At 68.2% G+C, this 25493-nt stretch carries 25 protein-coding genes and 2 pseudogenes; 11 read left to right on the top strand and 16 right to left on the bottom strand.

Translation table 11 applies throughout. The annotated features are described in order from the left end of the window. Positions 1–290 precede the first annotated feature (290 nt). From V7060_RS06525 to V7060_RS06505, 5 genes are read left to right on the top strand one after another with little or no spacing between them, the layout of a single operon-like run. Positions 291–1685: an SH3 domain-containing protein gene (locus V7060_RS06525; RefSeq protein WP_334178439.1), complete on the top strand. Its 1395-nt coding sequence runs from the start codon at positions 291–293 to the stop codon at positions 1683–1685. After that, positions 1682–2779, top strand: a complete 1098-nt coding sequence (locus V7060_RS06520; RefSeq protein WP_334178438.1) for a dipeptide epimerase — start codon at positions 1682–1684, stop codon at positions 2777–2779. The genes V7060_RS06525 and V7060_RS06520 overlap by 4 nt, the downstream gene beginning before the upstream one ends. Positions 2780–2833: 54 nt before the next feature. Beyond that, a complete protein-coding gene (locus V7060_RS06515; RefSeq protein ID WP_334178437.1) occupies positions 2834–3691 on the top strand; it encodes a MurR/RpiR family transcriptional regulator in 858 nt (285 codons plus the stop codon). 56 nt (positions 3692–3747) lie between these two features. Beyond that, entirely contained in the window at positions 3748–4488 is a 741-nt protein-coding gene (locus V7060_RS06510; protein ID WP_334178638.1) for a hypothetical protein, read from the top strand. Next, the gene (locus tag V7060_RS06505; protein ID WP_334178436.1) at positions 4485–5747 is read left to right on the top strand and encodes a dicarboxylate/amino acid:cation symporter; all 1263 of its coding nucleotides are present in this window, start codon (positions 4485–4487) and stop codon (positions 5745–5747) included. Before V7060_RS06510 ends, V7060_RS06505 begins: the two co-directional genes overlap by 4 nt. Before the next feature lie 56 nt (positions 5748–5803). Here V7060_RS06505 and V7060_RS06500 read toward each other — a convergent pair whose 3' ends face one another. Beyond that, positions 5804–5968: a hypothetical protein gene (locus V7060_RS06500; RefSeq protein WP_334178435.1), complete on the bottom strand. Its 165-nt coding sequence runs from the start codon at positions 5966–5968 to the stop codon at positions 5804–5806. A gap of 50 nt (positions 5969–6018) precedes the next feature. Then, positions 6019–6438: a transposase gene (locus V7060_RS06495; protein WP_334178434.1), complete on the bottom strand. Its 420-nt coding sequence runs from the start codon at positions 6436–6438 to the stop codon at positions 6019–6021. Between the two features lie 278 nt (positions 6439–6716). On the opposite strand from V7060_RS06495, the gene V7060_RS06490 reads away from it, so the two are divergent. Next, positions 6717–7301 carry an Ax21 family protein gene (locus V7060_RS06490; RefSeq protein WP_334178433.1) on the top strand — a complete coding sequence of 195 codons (585 nt, stop codon included), beginning with the start codon at positions 6717–6719 and terminating at the stop codon, positions 7299–7301. A gap of 148 nt (positions 7302–7449) precedes the next feature. On the opposite strand, the gene V7060_RS06485 is transcribed toward V7060_RS06490, so the two are convergent. The 5 genes from V7060_RS06485 to V7060_RS06465 form a co-directional block, all read right to left on the bottom strand. Beyond that, positions 7450–8487 carry an NAD(P)H-dependent glycerol-3-phosphate dehydrogenase gene (locus V7060_RS06485; protein WP_334178432.1) on the bottom strand — a complete coding sequence of 346 codons (1038 nt, stop codon included), beginning with the start codon at positions 8485–8487 and terminating at the stop codon, positions 7450–7452. A gap of 52 nt (positions 8488–8539) precedes the next feature. Next, the gene (gene secB / locus V7060_RS06480) at positions 8540–9055 is read right to left on the bottom strand and encodes a protein-export chaperone SecB (RefSeq protein ID WP_334178431.1); all 516 of its coding nucleotides are present in this window, start codon (positions 9053–9055) and stop codon (positions 8540–8542) included. A gap of 99 nt (positions 9056–9154) precedes the next feature. Beyond that, positions 9155–9598, bottom strand: coding sequence for a rhodanese-like domain-containing protein (locus V7060_RS06475; RefSeq protein ID WP_334178430.1), 444 nt, complete (start codon positions 9596–9598; stop codon positions 9155–9157). 62 nt (positions 9599–9660) lie between these two features. Then, positions 9661–10077 carry a hypothetical protein gene (locus V7060_RS06470; protein ID WP_334178429.1) on the bottom strand — a complete coding sequence of 139 codons (417 nt, stop codon included), beginning with the start codon at positions 10075–10077 and terminating at the stop codon, positions 9661–9663. Between the two features lie 33 nt (positions 10078–10110). After that, positions 10111–10569 (bottom strand): YiiD C-terminal domain-containing protein, encoded by a 459-nt coding sequence (locus tag V7060_RS06465; protein WP_334178428.1) that lies wholly within the window; start codon positions 10567–10569, stop codon positions 10111–10113. A gap of 16 nt (positions 10570–10585) precedes the next feature. On the opposite strand from V7060_RS06465, the gene V7060_RS06460 reads away from it, so the two are divergent. From V7060_RS06460 to V7060_RS06450, 3 genes are read left to right on the top strand one after another with little or no spacing between them, the layout of a single operon-like run. Next, positions 10586–11356 carry a uroporphyrinogen-III synthase gene (locus tag V7060_RS06460; protein ID WP_334178427.1) on the top strand — a complete coding sequence of 257 codons (771 nt, stop codon included), beginning with the start codon at positions 10586–10588 and terminating at the stop codon, positions 11354–11356. A gap of 44 nt (positions 11357–11400) precedes the next feature. Continuing rightward, positions 11401–12414: a uroporphyrinogen-III C-methyltransferase gene (locus tag V7060_RS06455; RefSeq protein WP_334178426.1), complete on the top strand. Its 1014-nt coding sequence runs from the start codon at positions 11401–11403 to the stop codon at positions 12412–12414. After that, complete coding sequence (locus V7060_RS06450) at positions 12411–13670, top strand: heme biosynthesis HemY N-terminal domain-containing protein (protein ID WP_334178425.1); 1260 nt, start codon at positions 12411–12413, stop codon at positions 13668–13670. The genes V7060_RS06455 and V7060_RS06450 overlap by 4 nt, the downstream gene beginning before the upstream one ends. A 15-nt stretch (positions 13671–13685) precedes the next feature. Here V7060_RS06450 and V7060_RS06445 read toward each other — a convergent pair whose 3' ends face one another. Then, on the bottom strand, positions 13686–14639 hold the full coding sequence (locus V7060_RS06445) for a DUF4349 domain-containing protein (protein ID WP_334178424.1): 954 nt from the start codon (positions 14637–14639) through the stop codon (positions 13686–13688). A 190-nt stretch (positions 14640–14829) separates the two neighbouring features. Here V7060_RS06445 and ggt point away from each other — a divergent pair, with 190 nt between their 5' ends. Continuing rightward, positions 14830–16578: a gamma-glutamyltransferase gene (ggt, locus tag V7060_RS06440; RefSeq protein WP_334178423.1), complete on the top strand. Its 1749-nt coding sequence runs from the start codon at positions 14830–14832 to the stop codon at positions 16576–16578. 317 nt (positions 16579–16895) lie between these two features. Here ggt and V7060_RS06435 read toward each other — a convergent pair whose 3' ends face one another. Continuing rightward, complete coding sequence (locus tag V7060_RS06435) at positions 16896–18176, bottom strand: acetyl-CoA C-acetyltransferase (protein ID WP_334178422.1); 1281 nt, start codon at positions 18174–18176, stop codon at positions 16896–16898. 108 nt (positions 18177–18284) lie between these two features. Between V7060_RS06435 and V7060_RS06430 the strand changes: the two genes are divergently transcribed. Beyond that, positions 18285–19169, top strand: a complete 885-nt coding sequence (locus tag V7060_RS06430) for a hypothetical protein (protein ID WP_334178421.1) — start codon at positions 18285–18287, stop codon at positions 19167–19169. A gap of 253 nt (positions 19170–19422) precedes the next feature. Here the strand turns inward: V7060_RS06430 and V7060_RS06425 are convergent. From V7060_RS06425 to glnA, 7 genes and pseudogenes are all read right to left on the bottom strand, one after another. Further along, positions 19423–20003, bottom strand: a pseudogene (locus V7060_RS06425) (superoxide dismutase family protein); the annotation flags it as partial. 79 nt (positions 20004–20082) lie between these two features. Continuing rightward, entirely contained in the window at positions 20083–21516 is a 1434-nt protein-coding gene (gene ntrC / locus V7060_RS06420; RefSeq protein ID WP_334178420.1) for a nitrogen regulation protein NR(I), read from the bottom strand. Further along, positions 21506–22582: an ATP-binding protein gene (locus V7060_RS06415; protein ID WP_334178419.1), complete on the bottom strand. Its 1077-nt coding sequence runs from the start codon at positions 22580–22582 to the stop codon at positions 21506–21508. The genes ntrC and V7060_RS06415 overlap by 11 nt, the downstream gene beginning before the upstream one ends. Positions 22583–22619: 37 nt before the next feature. Then, a complete protein-coding gene (locus tag V7060_RS06410; RefSeq protein ID WP_334178418.1) occupies positions 22620–24068 on the bottom strand; it encodes an ammonium transporter in 1449 nt (482 codons plus the stop codon). Positions 24069–24086: 18 nt separating this feature from the next. Then, the gene (locus tag V7060_RS06405) at positions 24087–24425 is read right to left on the bottom strand and encodes a P-II family nitrogen regulator (protein ID WP_056880236.1); all 339 of its coding nucleotides are present in this window, start codon (positions 24423–24425) and stop codon (positions 24087–24089) included. 52 nt (positions 24426–24477) lie between these two features. Next, a complete protein-coding gene (locus tag V7060_RS06400) occupies positions 24478–24609 on the bottom strand; it encodes a hypothetical protein (RefSeq protein WP_334178417.1) in 132 nt (43 codons plus the stop codon). A gap of 248 nt (positions 24610–24857) precedes the next feature. Then, positions 24858–25493 (bottom strand): annotated as a pseudogene (gene glnA / locus V7060_RS06395) (glutamine synthetase); the annotation flags it as partial.

The following is a 25493-nucleotide window of genomic DNA, read 5'->3' as shown; positions in this document are numbered from 1 at the left end:
GCGCGCCTGCCGCGTACTGTCACCACGTGCTGGCTCCTGCTGGCATCCACGTCGCACATCCCCACGCCGACCGGTGACGGCTGTGTAACACGGCGTGAACATGGGGGTCAATAATTTATTCTTGATTTTTCTTCAAGAAGAAATAAATATTCTTGTGGAATCCGCTGCCCGCCTGGCGTCATGGTGGCAGGGGGACGGAGCCTGACCGAGGGGAGTGAATGAACGCATCGATGCCGTATCGGCCGGACACGCGGCCCGGGATGCCCGGACGTACCGCCCTGGCCCGCCGATTGAATGCCCTTCTCCTGCTGGGCGCCCTGGTCACGGGCCTGTCTGCACAGGCTCGCGAACCTTTGCCCGTTCCCCCCAATGCCGTCGTCGGCGTGCAGGACCGGCATCTCCAGGCCGATGACTGGATCCATCGGCTGGACAGGCCGGATCGCGTACTGCTGGATCCCGCCGGCGTGGCGGCGCAGAACACCCGCATGTGGCAGCACGACCGGCATGTCCATGTGTTGCGGGACCTGCCCGCCGAACTCACGCGCGCGCAGGTCCGCAGCTGGCTGGATCCACTGTCCGCCCCGCCGACCCGCACCCTGTACGACGACCGCGGCCAGGAGATCGCAAAGCCGCGCCTTTCGGCGATCGCCGACAATGCCGCCGTCGATACCGTCGCCGCAACCGCCCCCGCGCGCTACGGCCTGGTCGTGCACCGCGCCGACCTGCGCACCTTCCCGACCCGCCAGCGCGTCTTCAGCAGCCAGGGCGACACCGACATCGACCGCTTCCAGGAAAGTGCGCTGTTCCCTGGCACGCCGGTGGTGATCGCGCATACCAGCGCCGACGGCGAGTGGTACTTCGTGGTGAGTCCGCTGTACGCCGCATGGATCGAAAAGCGGTTCGTCGGCGAAGGTTCCCGCGACACGGTGTTCGACTACGGCACGGGCACGCCGGTCCTGGTGGTCACCGGCGCCACCGCCCGCACGGTCTACAACCCCGAGGAACCCGGCCTCTCCGCGCTGCAACTGGACATGGGCGTGCGGGTCCCGGTGCTGTCCGACTGGCCGGCCGACAAGCCGGTGAACGGGCAGCATCCGTATACCTCGCATGTCATCCAGCTGCCGGTGCGCCGTGACGACGGTTCGCTGGAACTGTTGCCTGCGTTGTTGCAGCGCACCGCCGACGTCGCGCCAAGCTACCTGCCGTATACCTCCGCCAACCTGCTGCGCCAGAGCTTCAAGTTCCTCGGCGAGCGCTACGGCTGGGGCCACAGCTACGACAGCCGCGACTGCAGCGGTTTCGTTTCCGAGGTGTACCGCAGCATGGGCATCGTGCTGCCGCGCAACACCAGCGCGCAGGCGGTCAGCCCGGCGCTGGAACGCATCGGATTCGAACCGGGCGACAGCCACGAGAAGCGGCTCGCCGTGCTGCGCACGCTGCAGGTCGGCGACCTGGTCTATATCCCGGGCCACGTGATGATGGTGATCGGCCACGACAACGGCACCACGTACACCATCCACGACACCACCGGCATCACGTACCGCGGCGCCGACGGCAAGGTCGTTCGCACCACGCTCAACTCGGTGGCCGTCACCCCGCTGGAACCCTTGCTGTTCAACAGCGAGCAGCCCACCGTCGACCGCATCACCGCCATCCAGCGCATCCGTCCCCAAGGGGCTCCATGAAGATCACCGACATCACCTTCGGCATGCTGCGCGTGCCGCTGAAGACACCGTTCAAGACCGCGCTGCGCACCGTCGACACGGTGGAGGACATCGTGGTGATCGTGAAGACCGACACCGGCCACGTCGGCTATGGCGAAGCCCCCGCCACTGCCGTCATCACCGGCGACACGCACGGCTCGATCGTCGAGGCCATCGGCAAGTTCATCCGGCCACGGTTGATCGGCCAGGACATCGCCAACCTCAACCACATCACCGAGCTGGTGCAGACTGCGCTGGAGCGCAACACCAGCGCCAAGGCGGCGGTCGAAATCGCGGTCTACGACCTGTGGGCGCAGCTGTACGACGCGCCGCTGTACAAGATGCTGGGCGGCGGCGATCCCGTCATCACCACCGACATCACCATCAGCGTGGACTACATCGACAAAATGGTCGCCGACTCGATCAGCGCGGTGGAACGTGGCTTCGAGTCGCTGAAGATCAAGGTCGGCAAGGACATCGGCCTGGACATCGAACGGGTGAAGGCCATCTATTCCGCCGTGGAGGGCCGCGCGCTGCTGCGGCTGGACGCCAACCAGGGCTGGACCGCCAAGCAGGCAGTGTTCGCCATGCAGCACCTGGAGGACGCCGGCGTGGTGCTGGAACTGCTGGAGCAGCCGGTGAAGGCGCGCGACCTCGACGGCCTGAAGTACGTCACCGACCGCGTGCACACGCCGGTGATGGCGGACGAAAGCGTGTTCGGCCCCACCGAAGTCATCGACCTGATCAAGATGCGCGCCGCCGACATCATCAACATCAAGCTGATGAAGACCGGCGGCATCTCCAACGCCATCCGCATCGCCGACATCGCCTCGCTGTACGGCGTGGAGTGCATGATCGGCTGCATGATCGAAACCAGCATCAGCGTGGCCGCTGCCGTGCACGTGGCGGCGGCGAAAGCCAACGTCATCACCAAGGTGGACCTGGACGGCCCGTCGCTGGGCCAGTTCAATCCGGTCGAGGGCGGGGTGATCTTCAACGAGTCGGAAATCACCATTACCGACGCGCCGGGCCTGGGCATCCGCGAGATCCGCGGCCTGGAGCTGCTGCCGGGCTGAGCCCGGTGGCGATGGCCCGTTGTCAGCCCACTTCCACGCCATCACACTCACCCCATGACAACGTCCCTGGTGAAGATCCGCTCCGAACGCGACCAGATGTCGGCCATCGAGCGCCGCATCGCCGACTTCATCCTCGACAACGCGCACCTGCTGCGCGACTACTCGTCGCAGCAACTCGCCAGCGCGCTGGGCATCAGCCAGTCGAGCGTTGTGAAGTTCGCGCAGAAGTTCGGCTTCAAGGGCTATCCCGACCTCAAGTACACCATCGGTGAGGCGGTCGCCCGCAATGGCAACGGCCAGATGCAGCCGCCGGATTCGGTGGAGCACGACACGGCCGACGCTTACCAGCAACTCCAGGACGGCCTGCGCCGCAGCAAGATGGCCGCCGAAGAGGAGACGCGCAGCCTCAACCCGCGCACGCACATTGAGCCGATCGTCGAACTGATCGACCAAGCGGGCAAGGTGTTCGTCTGCGGCCTGGGCGATGACGGCCTGTTCGCGCGCGAGTTCGCCATGCGGCTGTCGCTGCTCGGGCTGCTGACCGTGCACCACGCGGACCCCATCCTGATGATGGCCAACCTGTCGGCCGCCCGCCCCGGCGATGTGCTGCTGATGTTCTCCGAGTTCGGCAAGCTGCCCGAACTGTCGCAGGTCAGCCGCCAGTTCCAGGCCTGCGAGGGCAAGGTCATCTCGATCACCCGGCATACCGCCAACCCACTGCGCGCGCACGCCGACGCCGCGCTGGTGATCTCGGCGCACGATCCCGCGCCGCACGTGGAACAGCTGCTTTACCGCTCATCGCTGCAATCGCTGCTGGATTTCGTCTTCGTGCTGCTGTGCCAGACCAATCCGGATCGCAACCGCCAGCTCGCCATCAACCTCGAGCGCATCCACCACCTGCTGGAATCCTGATGCCCGCCACCTCATTCCCGTTTCGCCCTTTCCGCCCGATCGCGCTTGCCGCGCTCATGTTGGCCTCGTTCGCCCAGCACGCTCAGGCGGCGGAGGCGGTGGTCGCGGCCCCGCACGCCTGGCGCGATGCCCGCCAATTGGTGCTTGTCATCACCGATGACTGGAACACCACCACGGGCACCCTGCAGCGCTTCGAAATGCGGGACGGACACTGGCAGGCGGCGTCGAACCCGGCGCCGATCTCGGTGGGACGGAACGGTGCAGCGTGGGGGCTTGGGCTGCATCCGGCGCAGGCGCAGGGACCGCAGAAACAGGAAGGCGACGGTCGCGCGCCGGCAGGCGTGTTCACGCTGGGCGATGCCTTCGGCTACGCGGAAAGCATCCGCACCGCCATGCCGTATCGTCCAATGCACGCGACCAGTTACTGCATCGACGTTCCGGATTCGCCGCTGTACAACCGCATCATCGATACACGCGACGAAGGCGAAGCCGCTGCGGAAGGTTCCACCGAACCCATGCGCCTCGACCTGCGCAACGAGGGCGATCCGCGCTACCGCGAAGGCCTGGTGATCGGCCACAACCCCGGCGCGATACCCCGCGCCGGCAGCTGCATCTTCGCGCACCTGTGGCGCATGCCGGGAGAAGCCACCGCCGGTTGCACGGCCATGGCCAGCGAGACCATGGACAGCCTGCTGGGCTGGCTGCGCCCTGACGCGCGCCCTGTCTTCGTGCTGCTGCCGCGTACCGAGTACACGCGCCTCTCCCGGGACTGGCAGTTGCCGGAGGCAGCCCGATGAGGTGGCCAGGCGCCACGGCGCGCGTACTCCTCGGCCTCACCGCAGGCGCGATCGTCGGCCTGTCGCTGGCGCACTGGCTGCCAGCCACCGCCGTCACGGCCGTGGCCATCGCCCAGCCGATCGGCAAACTGTGGCTCAGCGGCCTGCAGATGACCGTGGTGCCACTGGTGCTGTCACTGGTGATCCTCGGCGTCGCGACCGCCAGCGATGCCGCCGCGTCGGGCCGCGTGGCGCGGCGCGCGATGGTGGTATTCATCTCCCTGCTGTCGTTGTTCGCCGCCTATGCCGCCATCGTGGCCCCGCTGGTGCTGTCGCTGGTGCCGCCCAGCGCGGACCTCACCGCGACGTTGCATGGCACGCTGCCGCCGGCGGGCGGCACTGCGGCGCCGGGACTTTCCGACTGGATCGGATCCGTGGTCCCCAGCAACGCCATCATGGCTGCAGCGCAGGGCGCCATGCTGCCGGTGGTGGTGTTTGCGCTGTTCTTCGGCTTCGCGCTCACGCGCGTGCAGGAAGATCGCCGTGCGCAGATCATCGGCTTCTGCCACGGCATCGCCGACACCATGATCGTCATCGTGCGCTGGATGCTGCTGGCGGCGCCGATCGGGGTCTTCGCCCTGGTGCTCGCCGTCTGCGCACAGGCCGGCATCGGCGTGATCGGTGCACTGGCCGGCTACATCGCCCTGCAATGCGGGATGTACCTTGGCGCTACGCTGATCTGCTACGTGCTGGTGGCCGTCTTCGCACGGCAGTCGCCGCTCGCCTTCGCCAAGGCCATCCTGCCGGCACAGGTGGTGGCGGCCAGCACGCAGTCGTCGCTGGCGTCGCTGCCCGCGATGGTCGAAAGCGCGCGTTTCCGCCTTGGTCACCCGCGAGCGGTGGCCGCGCTGGTGCTGCCGATGGCGGTGACGCTGTTCCGCATCACCAGCCCGATCCAGTACATCGTCGCCGCGTGCTTCGTCGCATGGGCCTACGGCATCGACGTGCACGCGGTGACGCTTGCCGCCGGCGCGGCGCTCGCCGTGGTGATCAGCCTGGGGTCGATCGGCCTGCCCGGGCAGGTCAGCTTCATGGCGACCGTCATGCCCGTGACACAGTCGATGGGTCTGCCGATCGAACCGCTGGGCCTGCTGCTGGCCGTCGACACCATTCCCGATGTGTTCGCGACCACCGGCAATGTCACCGGTGACCTGACCGCCACCAGCATCGTTGCGAGGCAATCGCCCGATGCACGCGATAGCGACGCCGACACCGATTGACGAGTACCTCGGTCAACCGAGCTTGCGGGCGATCCGCGGCGTGCGATCGGGCAGTCTCACCGCATCGATATCGATCGCACGCCGGACCGCATCCAGGCAAATCTGGTGGATGTGTGATGCGTGGAGTGCTCATCGTCGCCGTGGACGATGAGCATGATGTCGGCCATGTGCATGTGATGGCCGGTGGTCTCGATGACCACGACGGTGTTCTCGGCAGGCATGGCGCCAACGTCTTGGTATCAGGCCACCGGACCTGGAGACCCGACTGCAATCAGAATGGAGTGAAGCGTGGACCGGCGCGTCGGTTGACGGACGCTGGATGGTGCGAGAGCAGGTAGTCGCTGACGAGCCGGCGCAGGGGGTCGGCGATGTCGGCATGCGATTGCAATGATGCGATCACTTCATCCCAGATGCCGTCCTGCGCCCACCGGGTAAACCGCACATAGATGCTGTGCCACGGACCCCATGCCGAGGGCAATCGACCCCATGGCTGGCGGGTGACCGCGATCCACAGCACCGCTTCCATGAACGCGCGGGTCCGCACCCCGTTCATCGCGCGTGCGCGAACGAGCGGCGGCAATATTGCCACGATCGCGTCCCAACGCGCTTGATCCAGTTGCAATGCGGCAGCCGTATCGACCATCTCCGCATCTCCGTCCCCGAGTCCCCGCTCCCAGCCGCGCTCTTCCATCATCGCGTGTCTCCCGACGCTCAAAAAAAAACCTGCGCATATCCCCGCGCTGCGGAATCCTTCCGCCCGTCTTTTCAATTCGCGTCTTTTCGGATGAAGCGGACATGCATCGCATTCGTGCGCCGCTGCAGGACGCAAGAAGAAGTTCCCGCGACGGACGGGTAATTTATGTACTGGTCAGTTTTATATTCAGGAGATGTTGTGAGCCGAAGCGGATACTTCGACCACCGTCGCTTCCACCAGGACGGACACACAACAACAAGAGAGAAGTACGCCCCATGAAGAAGTCCTTGCTTGCCCTCACCCTGCTGGCTGCCGCTCCCTTCGCCGCTTCGGCCGCGGAAGGCGTTTCCTACAACTATGTCGAAGGCGGTTACGCCGCGACCAACGTCAATGGTCCCGATGCCGATGGCTGGGCATTGAAAGGCTCCGTGGCCGTGCATCCGAATTTCCACGTCTTCGCCGACTACACCAAACAGGAAGTGGACGACGTCAATGTCGACTTCGACCAGTGGCGTATTGGCTTGGGCTACAACCACGAGCTCTCGCAGCGCGTCGACCTGCTGACCCGCGTGGCCTATGAAAAGGCGAAGACGGACAGCTTCACTGCCGGCAACGTGCGTTTCCCCAGCCTCAGCGCCGATGGCTACAGCGTTGAAGTCGGCGTCAACAGCGCGCTGACCAACCGCCTCAACGGCTATGCACTGGCAGGCTATGAAGACGGCGGCCGCGACTACGACGGCGAGTTCTACGGCCGCCTGGGTGCGCAGGTGAAGTTCACCCCGAACTGGAGCGCATCGGCCGACGTCAAGCTGATCGACGGCGACACCCAGTGGTTCGTGGGTCCGCGCTTCAGCTGGTAATCCGCGACAACGTTCCCCCGCGACGCGTCCTCTCTCCCCGCGTCGCACCCCAAAGCCCGGCCCCCACGGCCGGGCTTTTCTTTGTGTGGGAACCATGCAAGAGAAAGCCCGGCGTTGCCGGGCCTGTTTCATCGCACGGTGATGCGCCTTACTTGAACAGCGTCTCCGGATACTCCGGCTTCTGCTCGCGCGCGAGCAGGTGTTGCAGGCCATCGCGCGGGGTCAGATCGCCGTGCAGGACGGCACGCACCGCGCTGGATATCGGCAGGTCGATGCCATGGCGATCCGCCTGGCGCATGACTTCGTCGGCCGTCTGCACCGATTCCACCACCTGGCCGATTTCGCGCACCGCATCCTGCAGGGACTGGCCGCGCCCGAGCGCCAGGCCCAGGCGACGATTGCGCGACAGGTCTCCGGTGCAGGTCAGCACGAGGTCGCCGAGACCGGCAAGACCCATCAGGGTTTCCGGCTTGGCACCGATGGCGGCGGACAGGCGCAGCATCTCGTTGAGGCCGCGCGTGATCAGGCCGGCACGGGCATTGAGGCCCAGTTGCATGCCGTCGGATACGCCGGTCGCCACGGCGAGCACGTTCTTCATCGCGCCACCGAGTTCCGCACCGACCATGTCGTCGCCGGTGTAGGCACGGAACGCGGGGCCGTGCATCACGTCGGCGACGGCCTGCGCGAATTCCGGATCGGCACCGTGCACGGTGACGGCGGTCGGCAGGCCGAGTGCGACTTCCTTGGCGAACGAAGGCCCCGTCACGACCGCGATCGGCACGTCGGGGCCCAGTACTTCCTCCGCCACCTCGTGCAGGAAACGGCCCGAACCGGTTTCGAACCCCTTGGTCGCCCACGCCACGCCGGCCTTGGCCGGGCGCAATGGCGCGAGCGTGCGGAGGGTTTCGGTGAAGGCGTGCGACGGGACAACCACCAGTACCTGATCGGCATCGGCGAGCGACGCGGCCAGGTCGGTGGTGGCGCGCAGGCTGTCCGGCAACGGGATGCCGGGCAGATAGCGGGTGTTTTCGTGCTGGCGGTTGATGGCGGCCGCGACCACCGGGTCGCGACCCCACAACGTCACCTGGTGGCCATGGCGCGCCATCAGCGCGGCCAGGGCGGTACCCCACGAGCCGGCGCCCAGCACCGCGATCTTCAGCACATCGGCGGACTTCGGGTCAGACATCCGTCACCCCTGTGTGCGGCGTCGCCGCCCTGACGGGACCATGCATCGCCGGTCAGGCGTTGCCGGCCGGTTCCGAGTTGGCCAGGCTGGCTTCGCCGCCCTGTGTGCGCTGGCGCAGCGATTCGGCGTACAGCGCTTCGAAGTTGATCGGCTGCAGGAAGAACGGCGGGAAACCGCCAGCCTGCACCAGGTCGCTGACCAGCTGGCGCACGTACGGGAACAGGATGTTCGGGCACTGCGTGCCGAGCAGCACGTCCACGGCCTGCGGTTCCAGACCGATCAGGCCGAAGATGCCGGCCTGCTGCACTTCCGCCACGTACGCGGTCTTGTCGCCGGCCTTGCAGGTCAGCGTCACGCCGAGCACCACTTCGAAGGCGTTCTCGCCCAGGCGCTGCACGCGCTGGTTGAGGTTGAGCTGCAGTTCCGGCTGCACGTTCTCGGCGAACACGGCCGGCGCGCCGGGAGCCTCGAAGGAAACGTCCTTGACGTAGATCTTCTCGACAGTGAAAGCGGGGCCAGCGGCTTCGGCGGCAGGCGCAACCGCGCCGTTGGTGGTCTCGTCGGACATTTCGTTGACTCCGGAATCTGGATTGCAGCGGTGAATGGAAAGTATGTCATGGCGACACGCGGCGCCCGGTTCAAGGGCGGTTCCGCGGCCACCCGGGGCTCAGCGGCCCTTGATCAACGGCAGGTCGGCCTGCTGCCAGGCGGCGATACCGCCGTCCAGCACGTAGACCTTTTCGAAGCCGGCCTTCTTCAGGCGCTTGGCGGCGCCACCGGATGCCTGTCCGGTGCGGCAGACCAGCACGACCGGCTGGGCTTTCGCCCCGGCCAGCAGCTTGCTGTCGGGGTCGAAGTTGCTGGGCAGCACATTGCGGCTGCCGGCGATGTGGCCCTTCTCGAAATCGTTGCTTGCCGACAGGTCCACGACCAGTGCGTTCTCGCTGTTGACCAGCTGGGTCAGCTCGGCGGGGCGCAGCGTCCTGTAGCCGCGGAACAGGCGCGACAGCTCGGTGTAGACGATGGCGACCGTCAGGCCGACGAGGGCCAGCGACAGCATCTGGTTGAAGGGCGAACGGGTGGCAAAAGCCAGGATTTCTTCGAAATTCACGGGGTTGGCGATCTTCGAGCGGGCGGCGATTGTCGCACAGGACGCCATCGGGGCGCCGGAGGCTATTCCCCGTGCCAGAGGTCCGGCAGGCCCACCACCAGCCACCAGCGCTTGGCTTCAGGGTCCCAGCGCCAGCGCTCGCGGTAACGCATCGTCCGTTCCGCCATGGTGTGCTTGTTGACGACACGCAGTTCGATGGCACGCTCGATGGTGCCGTCCGGTCCGCCGCTGGTCGACAGGTCGCGGTAGCCGGAAATCTGCACCTGCTGGTAACGCTCGAACTCCAGCTCGGTCATCGGGTGCTCAGCCTTGTAGGCGGGATCGACGAACTGCCAGGCGCTCTCGAAATCGCCCCACCGGACGGCCGCCGCGTAGGCGTCCTGCAGGGGCGGCAGCTTGTTGCGCTGCAGCCGGCCCTGCGCGGATGCCGGTGCGAGCACCAGCGCCAGTACCGCCGCCAACAGCCACTTTCCGATCATATGTACGGCCACTCCCCCGATGATGTCCGCATGCTACCGCTTCGCGATGGCGACGAAGCGGCCACTCAGCGTGGTCGCCATGCCGCCTTCAGGCAGCTGCACACAGGCCTCCACCTGGATGCGCGCGCGGCCCCGCTGAACCAGCGTGTCGACGAACGTCTCCAGCGACTGGCCCTCGGCGAAGGTCGCGTCGGCGACCAGGTCGCCATACAGCGGCGCGAGATAGCGGATCTGGCTGTCGGCGACATAGACCTCGGCCTTCAGCCCGGCCAGCCGCAGCTTCAGCGTCACCAGCCCCCAGCCCGCCACGGTCATCAGCGACGTCAGGCTGCCGCCGAAAGCATTGCCCTTGTCGTTGACGTTGGCCGACAGCGGCGCGGTCAGCCGCAAGGCCTCGCCATGGAGGCCGTCGACGTTCACCCGCATCGCCGCCACCGGCGGCATGGCGAGGCAGTATTCACGCAGTTCCTGCAGGGCTTCTTCCGGACTCATCGCTCATAATCCGCGCATGGGACATCCAACGCCGCCGGCATGGTACGTCATCTCGCTGCGGCCCCAGGGCGGCCACGATGCGCTACGCCGCGCCGCGTCCCGGCACGGCGCGGGCCTGCTGGCGCTGTCGCCGTGGCGCATCCGGACCAACGACGACGGCGCCACGCGTGACGCACTGCGCGCTGCATTGGCCTGTCCGGTCGTCGTCTTCACCAGTCCGGCGGCCGTCGCTGCTGCACGGTCGCTGCAACCGCTGCAGGCGCACGCCGGACAGGCCTGGCTCGCCGTGGGCGAAGGCACGGCGAGGGCGCTGCGCCGGGCCGGCATCGGCCGCGTCGCATTCCCGACCCGCATGGACAGCGAAGGCCTGCTGGCCATGACCGAACTTGCCGCCGTGCGCGATACCGACCTCGGCTTCGTGACCGCACCCGACGGCCGCAACCTGCTGACGCCGACACTGGCGGCGCGCGGCGCGCGGCTGCACCGGGCCGAGGTCTACCATCGCGACCCCATCGCCCTGCCGGCGCGCGCGCAGGAAGCGCTGGCGCGCCTGGACGCGCCAGCCGTGCTGCTGCTCAGCAGTGGAGGCGCACTGGAAGAGGTGCTGTCGCATCTGTCGCCAGCCCTCGCCGCCCGCCTGAAGACCGCTGCGGTCGTGGCCGCCAGCGAGCGCCTGGCCGGCGCCGCGCTGCGTGCCGGATTTCCGCGCGTCGTCGTGGCCGACGGGCCGCGCCCCGCGCAGTTGATGAAGGCGGCGTGCACGGTCCGGCCCGCCGGCATCCGGTAGCATCTGCGGCATCCATCACGTTCTGCCGGTAGTCCAGGATGCTTGTGAACGACGATCCACCTTCTTCATCCCCAGCCGGCGTCAACGGACGGCTCGTCGTCGCGGCCCTGCTGGTGCTGGTCGTCGGCGTCGGCGCCTGGCGCGGCTGGGCGTGGTGGCTGGCGCGCGGCATGGAAGCGCAGATCGCGAAGACCGCAGCGGAGCAGCGCCTCGAAGCGCTGGAGTCGCGCACCGAGGCATTGCGCCGCGACCAGCGCGCGCAGGCGCAACGGTTGCTGGACGCCGCTGCCACCAACCGCGTACTGCGCGACGAAGTCCTCGGGCTGGGCCAGCGCGGTGCCCTGCTGGAAGAAAGCGTTGCCAAGCTCACCGATCCCAACCGGCATGGCGCGCAGGCACTGCGGCTGGACGAAGTGGAACTGCTGCTCTCGCAGGCGGCGCAGCGGCTGGACATCGCCCATGACCTTGGCGGCGCACGACGCGCCTATGCGCTGGCGGCTGGCGCGCTCGATGGCATCGACGACCATCGGCTGCTCAACCTGAAGCAGGCGCTGGCGCAGGAACGCACGGCACTGGACGCGCTGGGCGCGGGTGCGCAAGCGGACACGCTCGCGCACCTGGATGCCGTGGCGGTGGCGCTGGCCGGGCTGCCGGTCGGCGCCGCCGCAGACGTACCCGCGGCCTCGCGCCCGGCCTGGCAACGCTGGTTGGCGCCGTTCGTCGATATCCGCCCGACACGCGACACCACCCTGGTGGCGCCCACCGAACGCGCTGCCGCCAATGCCGCGCTGCAGGTGGAAATCAGCCTGGCGCGTGCCGCCGTCGAGCGCGACGACGATGCCGCCTACCGCGCGGCGCTCGCGCGCGTGGACGCATGGCTGCCGCAATTGTGGCCGGACTCATCCCAACGACGGCAGGTTCACGCGCAGTTGCGCACATTGCAGGCGACGCCCGCACCCGCGCGGCCGACCGAACTGGGCAGCACGCTGCAACAGCTGCGCGTGTTGCGCAACGCCGGCGTGCGGCTGGCGCCGATCACGCCCGAGGTGACCCCATGAAGCCGTTCCGCACCGTGGTGATGCTGCTGTTGCTGGTCCTGGCCGGCGTGCTGGCGGCGCAATGGATGGCGGGCACCGACCGCGACCTGGGCGAGGTCTTCGTCCGCTTCGCCGGTTACGACCTGCACACCAACGTGCCGCGCGCGCTGCTCGCGCTGGCGCTGGCCGCTGCGCTGGCCTGGCTCGCATGGCAACTGGTCACGCTGCCGTTCCGTACCTGGGGACGCCATCGCCGCAAGCAGGCGCGGGCGCGCCTCATCGACGGCCTGGAGGCCCTGCATGGCGGCCACTGGCAGAAGGCCGAGAAACTGCTGGAGCGCGCGGCGGACGACGACGAGGTCGGCGCCATCGCGCGCGTCGCGGCGGTGCGCGCGGCCCTGTCGCGTGGCGACGTCGCCGCCGTGCAACGGCATCTGGCCGCACTGCGCGAACGCTCCGCTTCCGCCCATGCCGTGGCGTCGGCGCAGATAGCACTCGATGAGGCGCGTCCGCTCGATGCCCTCGCGGCGCTCGATGCCGCCGACGTGCAGCCGCTGCCGCCTCGCGGCCTGGAGCTGCGCGCGCAGGCGCTGGCAGCCACGCATCGCGCCGGCGAAGCCTATGGCCTGCTCGGTGCGCTGAAGCAGCAGCAGGCATTGGCGCCGACCACGTTCGATACGCTGGAAACCCGCCTGGCGTCGCAATCGCTGCGCGAAGCCCACGACCCCAACATCCTGGCCGAACGCTGGGAAGCGCTCACCAAACCACTGCGCCACCAGCCGGCGGTGGTCGCTGCCTACGCGGAACGCGCGGCTGCGCTGCGCTGGGAAGACGCCGCGACACGCAGCATCGAGCAGGCGCTGGAATCGCACTGGAACGAGGACCTTGCGTCACTGTACGGTCGCCTCCCCGTCGGCAAACTCGACTCGCGTCGCGCCAGCGCGCAGCACTGGCTGCAGGCGCGGCCCGCCAGCCCCGGCCTGCTGGTGACGCTGGGCCGGCTCGCGCGCCTGCAGGGGCAATGGGCGCAGGCGCAGGAATTCCTGCACCGCGCGCTCGCGCAGGGCGCAGGTGCCGAAGCGTGGGAAGAACTGGGCCTCGGTTTCAGCGAGGCCGGCGATGCCGGCACGGCGCAGCAGTGTTATGCCAATGCCTTGAAGGCATCGCGCGGCGAAGCCTCCGTCCGCCTGCCAGTGCGCGACATGCGCCAGGAAATCCACGACGCGGCCGTCGTGGAGGAGCGCGACGAACACGGGCTGCCGCGGCTCAGGGGCTGAGCAGTCGCGCCGTCTTCAGCCTGCCGCCGGCTTCCTGCGCCAGCGGCGCCATGCGAGCACGCCAGCCAGCGCGACCAGCCACAGCGGCCACACCGCAGCCAGCACCACCAGGATATCCAGGCCACCGCGCCACCCGACCGCGAGCGATTCACCCAGCCGGCTGAAGAAGCCGGGGCCGTTGTCGCGCAATACCGCCTCCACGTCGACACGCTCGCTGCTGCGTATCCGGGCGTCCTGGCCCAGCGACAGCGTGATGGTGCTGAACGCCACGCGATCCTCGAACTCCTTCTGCGCGATCAACGCCTCGTCGCGACTGGTGCGAGCTTCGCCACGCGCCTGGATCGCATCGGCCTTGTCGCCGAGCTTGCCACCCGCCTGCACGGCCGCGCCGAGTTCCTGCTGCGCATCCTGCGCACGCTGACGCGCAAGCTGCTGGCGCAACAGATCGAACTGCGCATCGCGCGCGTTGAAGGTCCGCCTGTCCAGAAATTCCATCTGCGACGCGATGGCGCGCAGGAACACCTGCGTGCGCTCACTGGAGACGCGCACGGTCAACGTGCCCTGCAGGCGATACTCGGACAACTCCAGCCGCTTGCCATGGCCGATCGGCCGGCTCTGCACGCGCTGGACCTGCGCCTGGATGTCGTTGTCGACGACGAAGCCGCCCTGTTTCGCGACTTCGTCCTCGATGGCCAGCGCCGTTCGGTACACATCCTTGACCTGGAACTCCGCCATCGCGGTGCGGATGAAGCGGCGCTGCGGATCGGTCTGCACCAGGGCATCGGATGCGAGGTGCGAAGCCGCAACGCCGGGTTCCTGCAGCGCGGGCACTTCGAGATCCTGCGGAGCCGCCGCTGCGGCGAAGCCGTCCGGGGCCGCTTCGCTCGCTACCGCCGCATCCGCACTGGCCTCGGCAGGCGCCCTCTCGTGCTTGCTGCACGACATGGCCAGGACGGACACGATCAACATGGGGACAACGCGATACATCCTTGGCGTGCGCATGCAAGCTCCAAGCAGGGTGGTGGCCGACAGGCCGGTCAGACGTCCAACGCCCGGCGCCATCCACCGGGGTTGGCGGACATCATTCCATGCCCGGACACCCGCGTGGCGAGCGGCCGCACGTGTGACAATCCGGCGGCCTGTCATGCGGTGACGTCCGATGAACCGACTTCTGCGCGTCTCGTTGCTTCTGGTCGCGCTGGTGGCCACGGCCACCCAGGCCAAGACACCGGTCGCCAGGGGAACCGGGGGGGCCGCCGCCACGATCAGCGAGCAGGCCACGCAGTCCGCGATGACGATCCTGGACCAGGGCGGGAATGCCGTAGATGCTGCGGTGGCGGCGGCAGCCACGCTCGGCGTGACCGATCCCTTCAGCTGCGGCATCGGCGGCGGCGGCTTCATGGTCGTGTACCTGGCGAAGGAACAGCGCGTGATCACGATCGATCATCGCGAAACGGCGCCCGCCACCACCACGCCGACGCTCTTCATCGAAGACGGCAAGGAAATGGATTTCGACACCGTCGTCGCCAGCGGCCTGTCCGTCGGCGTGCCCGGCACCGTGCGCGGCTGGGACGAGGCACTGCGGCGTTACGGCACGATGTCGTTCGCGCAGGTGCTCGCGCCGGCGATCTCGGTCGCCGACGAAGGCTTCACCGTCGATGCCAATTTCTCGCACCTGGTGGAACAGAACGAGCGCAAGTTCAATCGCTTCCCGGCGACGGCAGCGCTGTACCTGCGGAACCGCAAGGCGATCCCGCCCGGCACCCCGTTGCGCAATCCCGATCTCGCGCGCACCTACCGGCTGCTGGCGAGCGGCGGGGTCGCTGCGTTCTACGACGGGCCATTGGCGCGCGCCATCGTCGACACGGTCAATCGGCCACCGACCACCGCCGGCATCTCCGTGCGCGGCGGTCGCATGTCGCTGGCGGACCTGGCCAACTACGAAGCACGCCTGCGCCTGCCGGTGCATTCCACCTACCGCGGTTACGACCTCTACGGCATGCCGTTGCCGAGCAGCGGCGGCATCACCGTGTTCGAAGCCCTGAACATTCTCGAAGGCTACGACCTGGCGTCGATGCCGCGCACGCAGGTCGAGCACGTGTACCTGGAGGCGAGCCGGCTCGCGTTCGCCGACCGCGATGCGTACCTGAGCGATCCCGAGTTCGTCGATGCACCGGTGGCGGGGCTGCTGAGCAAGGACTACGCGGCACAACGCCGTTCCCTTATCGACGCGGTGCGCGCCGCATCGGGTCCTGTCGCGGCGGGCGACCCCTATCCGTTCCAGCAGGATCCCAGCTTTCCGCTGAGGCCTGCGTCAGGCGCACTGCAACCGGAAAGCACGCACACCACCCACCTCACCGTTTCCGACAAGGACGGCAACGTCGTCGCCTACACCTTCACCATCGAGGACTGGGGCGGCAGCGGCATGGTCGTGCCGGGCTACGGCTTCCTGCTCAACAACGAACTGACCGATTTCGATTTCACTCCACCACATCCGAACATTCCGGAAGCCGGCAAGCGCCCGCGCAGCAGCATGACGCCGACGATCGCGCTGAAGGACGGCAGGCCCGCGTTCTCGCTCGGCAGTCCGGGCGGGTCCACCATCATCACGACGGTGTTGCAGACCATCGTCAACCACATCGACCTGGGCATGCCGATGGACCAGGCCATCGATGCGCCGCGGCTGTCGCAGCGCAACGGCGCGATCACGGACATCGAGCCGGGTTATTCCGACAGCACGGATGCGAAAGCGCTGGTTGCGCGCGGACAGCGCTGGTCGGCGCGCGCGGAAGAAATCGGCGCGGCTAACGCACTGGTGTTCAACGCCGATGGCACGGTGACCGCAGTGAGCGAGGGCCACCGGCATGGCGTGGGGAGTGCGCAGGTGCAGGACCAACGAGAGCGTTGACTAGGAGATCATCTCCAAGAAAACGACCAGTAACACGCTAAGGCGTTGGCCGCGCGAACGCTCAACTCCGGGAACCTGGCACGCAGTCTTTCCTGGTAGCGCGCTTGCTCGGCAGCAAGATCGTTGCTTGCCCTCCCAGCTGGAGGATGACCTGGTGTAGACAGGTACTTTGCGATAGTCGCTGCCAGCGCTTCTCCGCGAGGGCCGTAGGTTGCAATCAGACGTGTCTCGCCAGAGCCGATGGGATCGTATCCACCGCTCGGCCCGGCTCCCAGGTACGTGCAAATGACGTCGTTGGGATCGGCTTCCATTGCTGCCTAACGCTCGATGATCGCCACCACGCCCATGCCACCGGCGGTGCAGATGGAGACCAGCGCGCGGCCGCCGCCGCGCTGCTTCAGTTCCTTCGCCACGGTGGCGACGATGCGCGCACCGGTCGCGGCGAACGGATGGCCGGTCGCCAGCGAGGAGCCATTCGGATTCATCTTCGCCGGATCGATCCTGCCAAGCGGCGCGTCCAGGCCCAGGCGGTTGCGGCAGTAGTCTTCGCTTTCCCATGCGCGCAGCGTGCACAGCACCTGTGCGGCGAAGGCTTCGTGGATCTCGTAGATGTCGAAGTCCTGCAGCGTCAGCCCGTGGCGCTTGAGCATCTCGGGCACGGCCACCGTCGGCGCCATCAGCAGGCCTTCGCCGTGGACGAAGTCGACGGCAGAGACCTGCGCGTCCTTCATGTAGGCGAGCGGCTCATGGCCGTGCGCCTTCGCCCACTCGTCGCTGGCGAGCAGTACCGCGGCGGCACCGTCGGTCAACGGGGTGGAATTGGCCGCGGTCAGCGTGCCGCGGCCGGAGGTTTTGTCGAACGCCGGCTTCAGCGTGGCCAGCTTCTCCAGCGAGGTGTCCGGACGCAGGATGTTGTCGCGCTCAAGCCCGCGGAACGGGGCGATCAGGTCTTCGAAGAAGCCGCGCTCGTAGGCGGCGGCCAGCTTCTTGTGCGAGGCCACGGCCAGCTGGTCCTGCGAATCGCGCGAGATGTTCCACTCCTTCGCCATGTCCTCGCAGTGCTCGCCCATGCTCTTGCCGGTGCGCGGCTCGGCCACGCCGGGGAACTCGGGTTTCAGCTCGCCGAACCTGAAGCCGCTGACCAGCGCCTTCAGCTTGTCCTGCGTGGTCTTGGCACGGTTGGCGGCCAGCAGGCGCGCGCGCAGCTTCTTGCCGTAGACGATCGGCACTTCGGAGGTGGTGTCCGAACCGCCGCCGATGCCGGACTCGATCTGGCCCAGCGCGATCTTGTTGCCGATATGGATGATGGTGTCGAGGCTGGTCCCGCAGGCGCGCTGCAGGGTGATGCCCGGCGTCAGCGGCGACAGGCCGGACGACAGCGCGGCTTCGCGGCCCAGGTTCCAATCCGACGAATGCTTGATCACCGCGCCCATCGCCACTTCGCCCAGCTGCTGGCCGTGCAGCCCGAAGCGCTCGACCAGCGCGCCCAGCGTGCGCACCGACATGCCCAGGTTCCCCACATCCGCGTAGGCCGTGTTCTGGCGACAGAACGGAATACGGACGCCGCCGAGGATGGCGACGGGGCGGGGAGCGGGCATGGAGACCTCGGTGCGGATGGCGATGATGGGGTGGGTGAAGATGCGCCTGCGTACGGCAGGCATAATGGGGGAGTGTAATGCGCCCCTCCATCGCCTCCAACCGCTGACATGACTCGATCCCCAACCGGCCCCGTCGTCATGGGCGTGATCGCCCTCGAACTGGCGGCAGGGCATGCGCCACAGCGCGCGGCCCTGTCCGCTGCCGAGGCCAGCGGGCTGGCGGAAAAGCTGGGGCGCGACCTCGCGGTGCATGCACCGCAGGTCCGCGACCTGGATCTCGTCCTCGCCGCGGCGCATTTCGATCCCGCCGAAGCGCTCCGGCCAGGCTGGTCGCTGCACCAGCGCCTGCGCGAGCTGCACCAGCGTGCGCCGGGACGCGGTGAAGGCGCGCGGCTGATCGCGTTCGGCACCGACGAGAACGGCGATGTTCCGTTGCCGCTGCAGGCCGAAGAAGGTTTGCGGGGCGGCCTGCTGCGCGTGGTGCCCTTCCTGCTGACCGGCGATGGCCCGACGGTCGACGCGGTCGGCGAACGGCTGGAAACCGTCCTGCTCGAAACCGGCATGGCCCAGGCCGATACCGCGCTGCTCGCGCAGACCGCATTCGGCGCGCAGATCGAGCATGCGCGCTACATGACGCTGCACGACCTGGCGGCGATGACGGCGATGCAGTACGAGCACGGCGGCCTGGGCGCGCTGTGGCCGGTGATCGAGACCGCGCTGATGGCGCCGGCCGAGGAACAATGGCTGGATGCGCCGCCGGAACCGCTGCTGCGCTACTCGGGCGGCGAAGTGCACATCGCACTGTTCGAACCGGCCGCCTGGCGTGTGCGCTACGCCCCGCAGGATGCCACCGACGAGCAGCTGGAACGCGCCTACCAGCATTTCCAGGCGCGCCAGCAGCAGATCGCCGCGGTGCTGGAAGCGCATGGCATCCCGGTGACGTTCGCGCATTGCCCGGGCAAGACCGACGCGCGGGAAACCCTGCAGTCGTAGCGTGCGCCGCGCGCACGACCACGGGAACCACACATCGTGCGGTCGTGCGCATAGCGCACGCTACGTAGATGATGCCGGCCACGCGGACCGGCGCGTTGCCGTCGGACTCGGCGCGCACCATCGGCACGCTGTAAGCGCACGACATTCCCGGCAAGACCGATTAAAGGGAAGCCCTGCGGTCGTAGCGTGCGCCGCGCGCACGACCACGGGAACTACACATCGTGCGGTCGTGCGCATGGCGCACGCTACGTATCGGTGGTGTTACTGGGTGACCTTGATGATGCCGCACGCCACGCGTGCACCGGCGTTGCCGGCGGGCTGGCTGGCGTAGTCGTCCGGTGCGGCGTGCACGATCAGGGCGCGGCCGGCCACGTCGTTGATCGCGCCGCCGCCCAGGGTGACGCCCTCGATATGCGCATCGACCTTCGCCACGCCCTCGGCGTTGGCGGTCAGGTTGTTCATGTCGCCGGCGTGGTGCGCGCCACTGCCGGTCTTGCCGTGCGCGGCGTTGAATGGATTGAAGTGCGGGCCGGCGCTGCTCGCGTCTGCGGCGCTGCAATCGCCCTTCTCGTGGATGTGGAACGCGTGCGTGCCGCTGGCCGGCAGGCCGCCGACTTCACCGGTCAGGTGCAGGCCCTTGCCCATCGGCGTCAGGGTCACGCTGCCGCTGACCCGACTGCCGGAGGCCGAGGCCAGCACGGCGACCGCCTGCTTCGCGGTGCTGGTGGTGGGAACGGCGGTCGTCGCCGAGGACGGCGGCGAGGACGGAGACGGCGTGGTGCCGCAGGCGGCGAGCGCGAGGGCGGAGGCGGTGGCCAGCAAAGTGATGCGCATGGGGAGCTCCGGGTGCAGGGTGTGGCCCGCTACCGTAACGGCCGATACCTTCATGTTCAATGAAAGCGATGGCGTCCGCTCATCCGCGCTTGCGCCCCGGTCCCAGCTTGCGGGTCACCGTGTTGCGTCCCACGCCGAGCTTCGCGGCGGCTTCGGCGCGGCGTCCATGCGTCAGTTCCAGTGCCACCTCGAGCAGCGTGCGGTCGAGCCGCTCGCGCGCTTCGGCATGCAGCGATTCCGCACCCTCCAGCAGGCGGCGGCGCGCCCACTCGCCGAGCGCGTGGTCCCATTCGCCGCGGCCGCCGGCGATCGGCGCATGCGACAGCGCGCCCTGCAGGTCGGTGGTGTTGATGACGTCGGCCGGCGCCAACGCGGCCAGGCGCCAGCAGACGTTTTCCAGCTCACGTACGTTGCCGGGCCAGTCGTGGGCCTGCAGCAGGTCCAGCGCCGGATTGCTGAAACGCTTGGGCGCGATGTCCAGCTTGCGCGTGGCCATGGCGAGGAAGTTCTCGGCCAGCTGCGGCACGTCCGCGCGTCGCTCGCGCAGCGGCGGCAACTGCAGCCGGACCACATTGAGGCGATGCAGCAGGTCGGCGCGGAAACGGCCTTCGCCCACCAGCCCGTCGAGGTCCTGGTGGGTGGCGGCGATCACGCGCACGTCCACGCGGATCAGTTCGCGGCCGCCGACGCGGAAGAACTCGCCTTCGGCCAGCACGCGCAGCAAACGCGTCTGCAACGGCAACGGCATGTCGCCGATCTCGTCGAGGAACAGCGTGCCGCCATCGGCCTGTTCGAAGCGGCCGATGTGGCGCTTCTGCGCGCCAGTGAACGCGCCGGCTTCGTGGCCGAACAATTCGCTTTCCAGCAGCTCCGACGGAATCGCGGCGGTGTTCAGCGCGACAAAGGGTTTGCGCGCGCGCGGCGATTCGTGGTGCAGCGCATGCGCGACCAGTTCCTTGCCGGTGCCGGTTTCGCCGGTGATCAGCACCGACAGCGGCGCCTGCGCCAGGCGGCCGATGGCGCGGAACAGCGCACGCATCGCCGGCGTATCGCCGATCAGTTGCGGCGTGGGCGCCGCGTCGCTCTCCTGCACGGCATCCGCCGCCTCTTCCGCATCCGGCAGCGTGCGCGCAGCCAGCGCCACCGCGTCATCGAGATCGAACGGCTTGGACAGGAATTCGTGTGCTCCGCCGCGGAAGGCACCGGCAGTGCTGGCGACGTCGGTGTAGGCCGACATCACGATGACCGGCAGCTGCGGATGCGTGGCCTTCAGCTTGTCGAGCAGCACCAGGCCGTCATCGCCCGGCATGCGCACGTCGGTGAACAGGAGGTCGGGCGCACCGCGCGCACCGAGGGCGCTCAGCGCGGCGGCGGCGCTGTCGAAGCCGTCCACCGCATAGCCGGCATCGCGCAATGCGGTGGCCAGTACGAAGCGGACCGAGCGGTCGTCATCGACCACCCAGATGCGGCGCGCGTCGGCGCCAGGGGCGGCGGCCAGGCGATCAATGGACATGACGTTCCTCGTCGGTGTCGTGCGGCGACTGCGGCAGCAGCAGGGTGAAGACCGTGTGGCCGGGGCGCGAGCGGTAGGTCAGCGACCCCCGGTGTTCGCGCGCCACCTGTTGCGACAACGCCAGGCCCAGGCCGCTGCCTTCGGCGCGGCCGCTGACCAGCGGCAGGAACAGGTGCTCGGCGAGTGCTTCGGGCACGCCGCGGCCGTCGTCGACGATCTCCACCCGCAGCGCCATCGCGTGCAGGTGGTCGTGGATGCGCGACCCGTGTTCGACCCGGGTGCGCAGGATGATGTTGGCCGCACCCGCCTGCAGGGCGTTGCGGACCAGGTTCCAGACCGCCTGGGTCAGGCGGTCGGCGTCGCCGGACAGTTCCGGCAGGCTGGGGTCGTAGTCGCGCTGCAGGCGCACCGACCAGCCGCCTTCGTTCTCGGCCAGGCGCAGCACGCGTTCCAGCACGGTGTGGATGTTCAACGGCGCATGCGGGCGCTGCGGCGACGGCGACAGCAATTGTTCCAGCAGCGTGTTGAGGCGGTTGATCTCGGATTCGATCAGTTCGATCAGCTCGCGCTCATCGTCGTTGTCGCTGCGGTGGGCCGCCCGGCGTGCCAGCAATTGCGCGGCACCCTTCAGGCCCGCCAGCGGATTGCGCAGCTCGTGCGCCAGCCCCTTCAGCGCGGCACTCAGCGCGTTCGGCAGCACCTGGGTGGGGTCGAGCGCGGGGAATTCGTCGACCGGGTGCGCTTCCAGCAGCCAGCCACCGCCGTCCAGCCGCGACAGCCAGCCTTCGGCGAAGCAGGGCGACTCGCCCGGCATGCCCAGTGCCAGCCGGTGCAGGCGCAGGACGTCGCGGTCGGTGTTGTCCAGGAAGCGCGCCATGGCGTCGCCTTCGATCTCCAGGGCCGCCAGCGGTTGCCCGATCAGGCGGCGGGTACTGACGCCCAGCCAGCGGGCGAAGGCGGGATTGACGCCGCGGACCAGGCCACTGGCATCCGCCCAGGCCACCGGCGTGCTCAGCGCGTCGGTGGTGGGTTCGAAACGCATCAGGGACGGGACCGGGGACGACATTGCACCAGTTTAGTGCAAAGCCATCCCCGGCATGCCATCAGGCCTCGTAGGCCGATTCGCCGTGCGAGGCGATGTCCAAGCCCTCGCGCTCGGCGTCTTCGGCCACGCGCAGGCCGAACACCAGCTTGGCCACGAGGAAGGCGATCACCGACACCACGCCGATCCAGACGATGGTCAGGCCCACGCCCAGCGCCTGGGTCGCGACCTGCGACGCCATGTCGAAGTCCTCGCCACCCTGGCCGCCCAGCGACGGCGCATAGAACACGCCGGTCAGGAGGGCGCCGACGATGCCGCCGACCGCATGCACGCCAAACACGTCGGCGGTGTCGTCGACCTTCAGCAGGCGCTTCAGGCCGGTGACGCCCCACACGCAGACCACGCCGGCGATGAAGCCGATGGCCACGGCGCCGAACGGACCCACCAGGCCGGCAGCCGGGGTGATGCCGACCAAGCCGGCCACCGCACCCGAGGCCACGCCCAGCGCGGACGACTTGCCCTTGAAGATCTTCTCGGTCAGCGCCCAGGCAAGCACGGCCGCCGCCGTGGCGACCAGCGTGTTGATGAAGGCCAGCGCGGCGCCCGCGTTGGCTTCCAGGTTGGAGCCGGCGTTGAAGCCGAACCAGCCCACCCACAGCAGCGAGGCACCGACGTAGGTCAGCGTCACGTTGTGCGGCTTCAGCGCCGTCTGGCCATAGCCCAGGCGCTTGCCGACGAAGTACGCGCCGACCAGGCCGGCCACGCCCGCGTTGATGTGCACCACGGTGCCACCGGCGAAATCCAGCGCGCCCTTCTCGAACAGGAAGCCGCCGCCGGCCCAGACGATGTGCGCGATCGGCAGGTAGCCGAAGGTGAACCACAGCACCGAGAACAGGATGACCGCCGCGAACTTGATGCGTTCGGCGAACGCGCCGACGATCAGCGCGCCGGTGATGCCGGCGAACGTCGACTGGAACGCGATGAACACGTACTCCGGCAGGCTGACGCCGTCGGTGAAGGTGGCCGCCAGCGTGTCGACGGAGACGCCCTTCAGGAACAGCTTGTCCAGGTTGCCGATCCACGGCCCCGCACCGGAGAACGCCAGGCTGTAGCCGTAGACGATCCACAGCACCACCAGCAGCGAGAACACGGTGATGACCTGCACCAGCACGGACAGCACGTTCTTCGAACGCACCATGCCGCCGTAGAACAGCGCCAGGCCCGGCACCACCATCAGCAGCACCAGCAGCGTGGAGGTCAGCATCCACGCCACGTCGCCCTTCTCCACCACGGGTTCGGCGGCGGCCGCTTCGGCCGGTGCGGCCTCGGGCGCGGGCGCTTCGGCCACCGTCTCGGTGACGGTTTCGACAACCGCCTCCGCCGCAGGTGCGGCCGGGTCCTGGGCAGCGAAGGCGTTCGCCGCCACGCCGGTCATCATCACGCCGCACAACGCGGCCAGGCAAAGTACGTGCGCACGGGTCTTCCACCCGGACAACAGTCGAGTCTTCATGTGTGGGGGCTCCGAGTGTTAGAGCGCGTCCGCGCCGACTTCGCCGGTGCGGATGCGGATGACCTGGTCGATGGTGGTGACGAAGATCTTGCCGTCGCCGATCTTGCCGGTGCCGGCGGCCTGCTGGATGGCCTCGATGACGGCGTCCAGTCGCTCGTCGGTCACGACGGTCTCGATCTTGATCTTGGGCAGGAAATCGACGACGTACTCGGCGCCGCGGTACAGCTCGGTGTGGCCCTTCTGCCGGCCGAAGCCTTTCACTTCGGTCACGGTGATGCCGGACACGCCCGCTTGCGACAAGGACTCTCGGACCTCGTCGAGCTTGAACGGCCGGATGATGGCGGTGATCAGTTTCATGCGCATACCCCGATGGTGGATGGAACCGGCCGACCGGAGCCGGCCGGCGGTTTCAGGTCACCGGTGCGCGCAACCCCCTGGCCGCGTGCACGTGATCGGTGCGGAGCGATGCATGACCCGCCGCCGTGCCCGCCGCGATGACCTGCGGCTGGAACGGATGACGTGGGAGGGAGTAGCGGTTCATGCACCTCTCCTGTGGTTCCCCTGGTACAGCGTTGGTGCGATCTCCGAGAATCGAAGACGGGTGGTGCCCCGGTTCCCCAACCGGTCGAAGGCATCGCGAGGCGATGTCCTCGATAAGGTGCGGCGATGGCGACGGGTGGGAGGGGAGATCCGTCGCCATCGCCGCGATAACTCAGTGCGCGACCGCTGCGGTGCGGAGGACCTCGGGAAGGCCCTCCGCGTGCGTGGCGATGTGCGCGTACGCCGGCATCAGCTGGCGTAATACAGCTGGTATTCCAGCGGGTGCGTGGCCGCGCGGAACTTGGTCACTTCCTGCATCTTCAGCGCGATGTACGCATCGATGAAGTCGTCCGACATCACGCCGCCGGCCTTGAGGAAGTCGCGGTCCTTGTCCAGCGCGTCCAGCGCCTGGTCGAGGCTGGAGCAGACCTGCGGGATGTTCTTCTCTTCTTCCGGCGGCAGGTCGTACAGGTCCTTGTCGGAAGGAGCACCGGGGTCGATCTGGTTCTTGATGCCGTCCAGGCCGGCCATCATCAGCGCGGTGAAGGTCAGGTAGCCGGACTGCAGCGGATCGGGGAAGCGGATCTCGATGCGGCGCGCCTTCGGATTGGCCACCCACGGAATGCGGCACGAGGCGGAACGGTTGCGCGCCGAGTAGGCCAGCATCACCGGCGCTTCAAAACCAGGCACCAGGCGCTTGTAGCTGTTGGTGCCCGAGTTGGCGAACGCGTTGATCGCCTTGGCATGCTTGAAGATGCCGCCGATGTACCACAGCGCCAGCTGCGACAGGCCACCGTAGCCGTCGCCGGAGAACAGGTTCTGGCCGCCCTTGGCCAGCGACTGGTGCACGTGCATGCCGCTGCCGTTGTCGCCGACGATCGGCTT

This window comes from Pseudoxanthomonas sp., assembly GCF_036845285.1.
Classification (GTDB): Bacteria; Pseudomonadota; Gammaproteobacteria; order Xanthomonadales; family Xanthomonadaceae; genus Pseudoxanthomonas_A.
The sequence above is the reverse complement of the archived record's forward strand: the minus strand, read 5'-3'. Positions and strand labels throughout refer to the sequence as shown.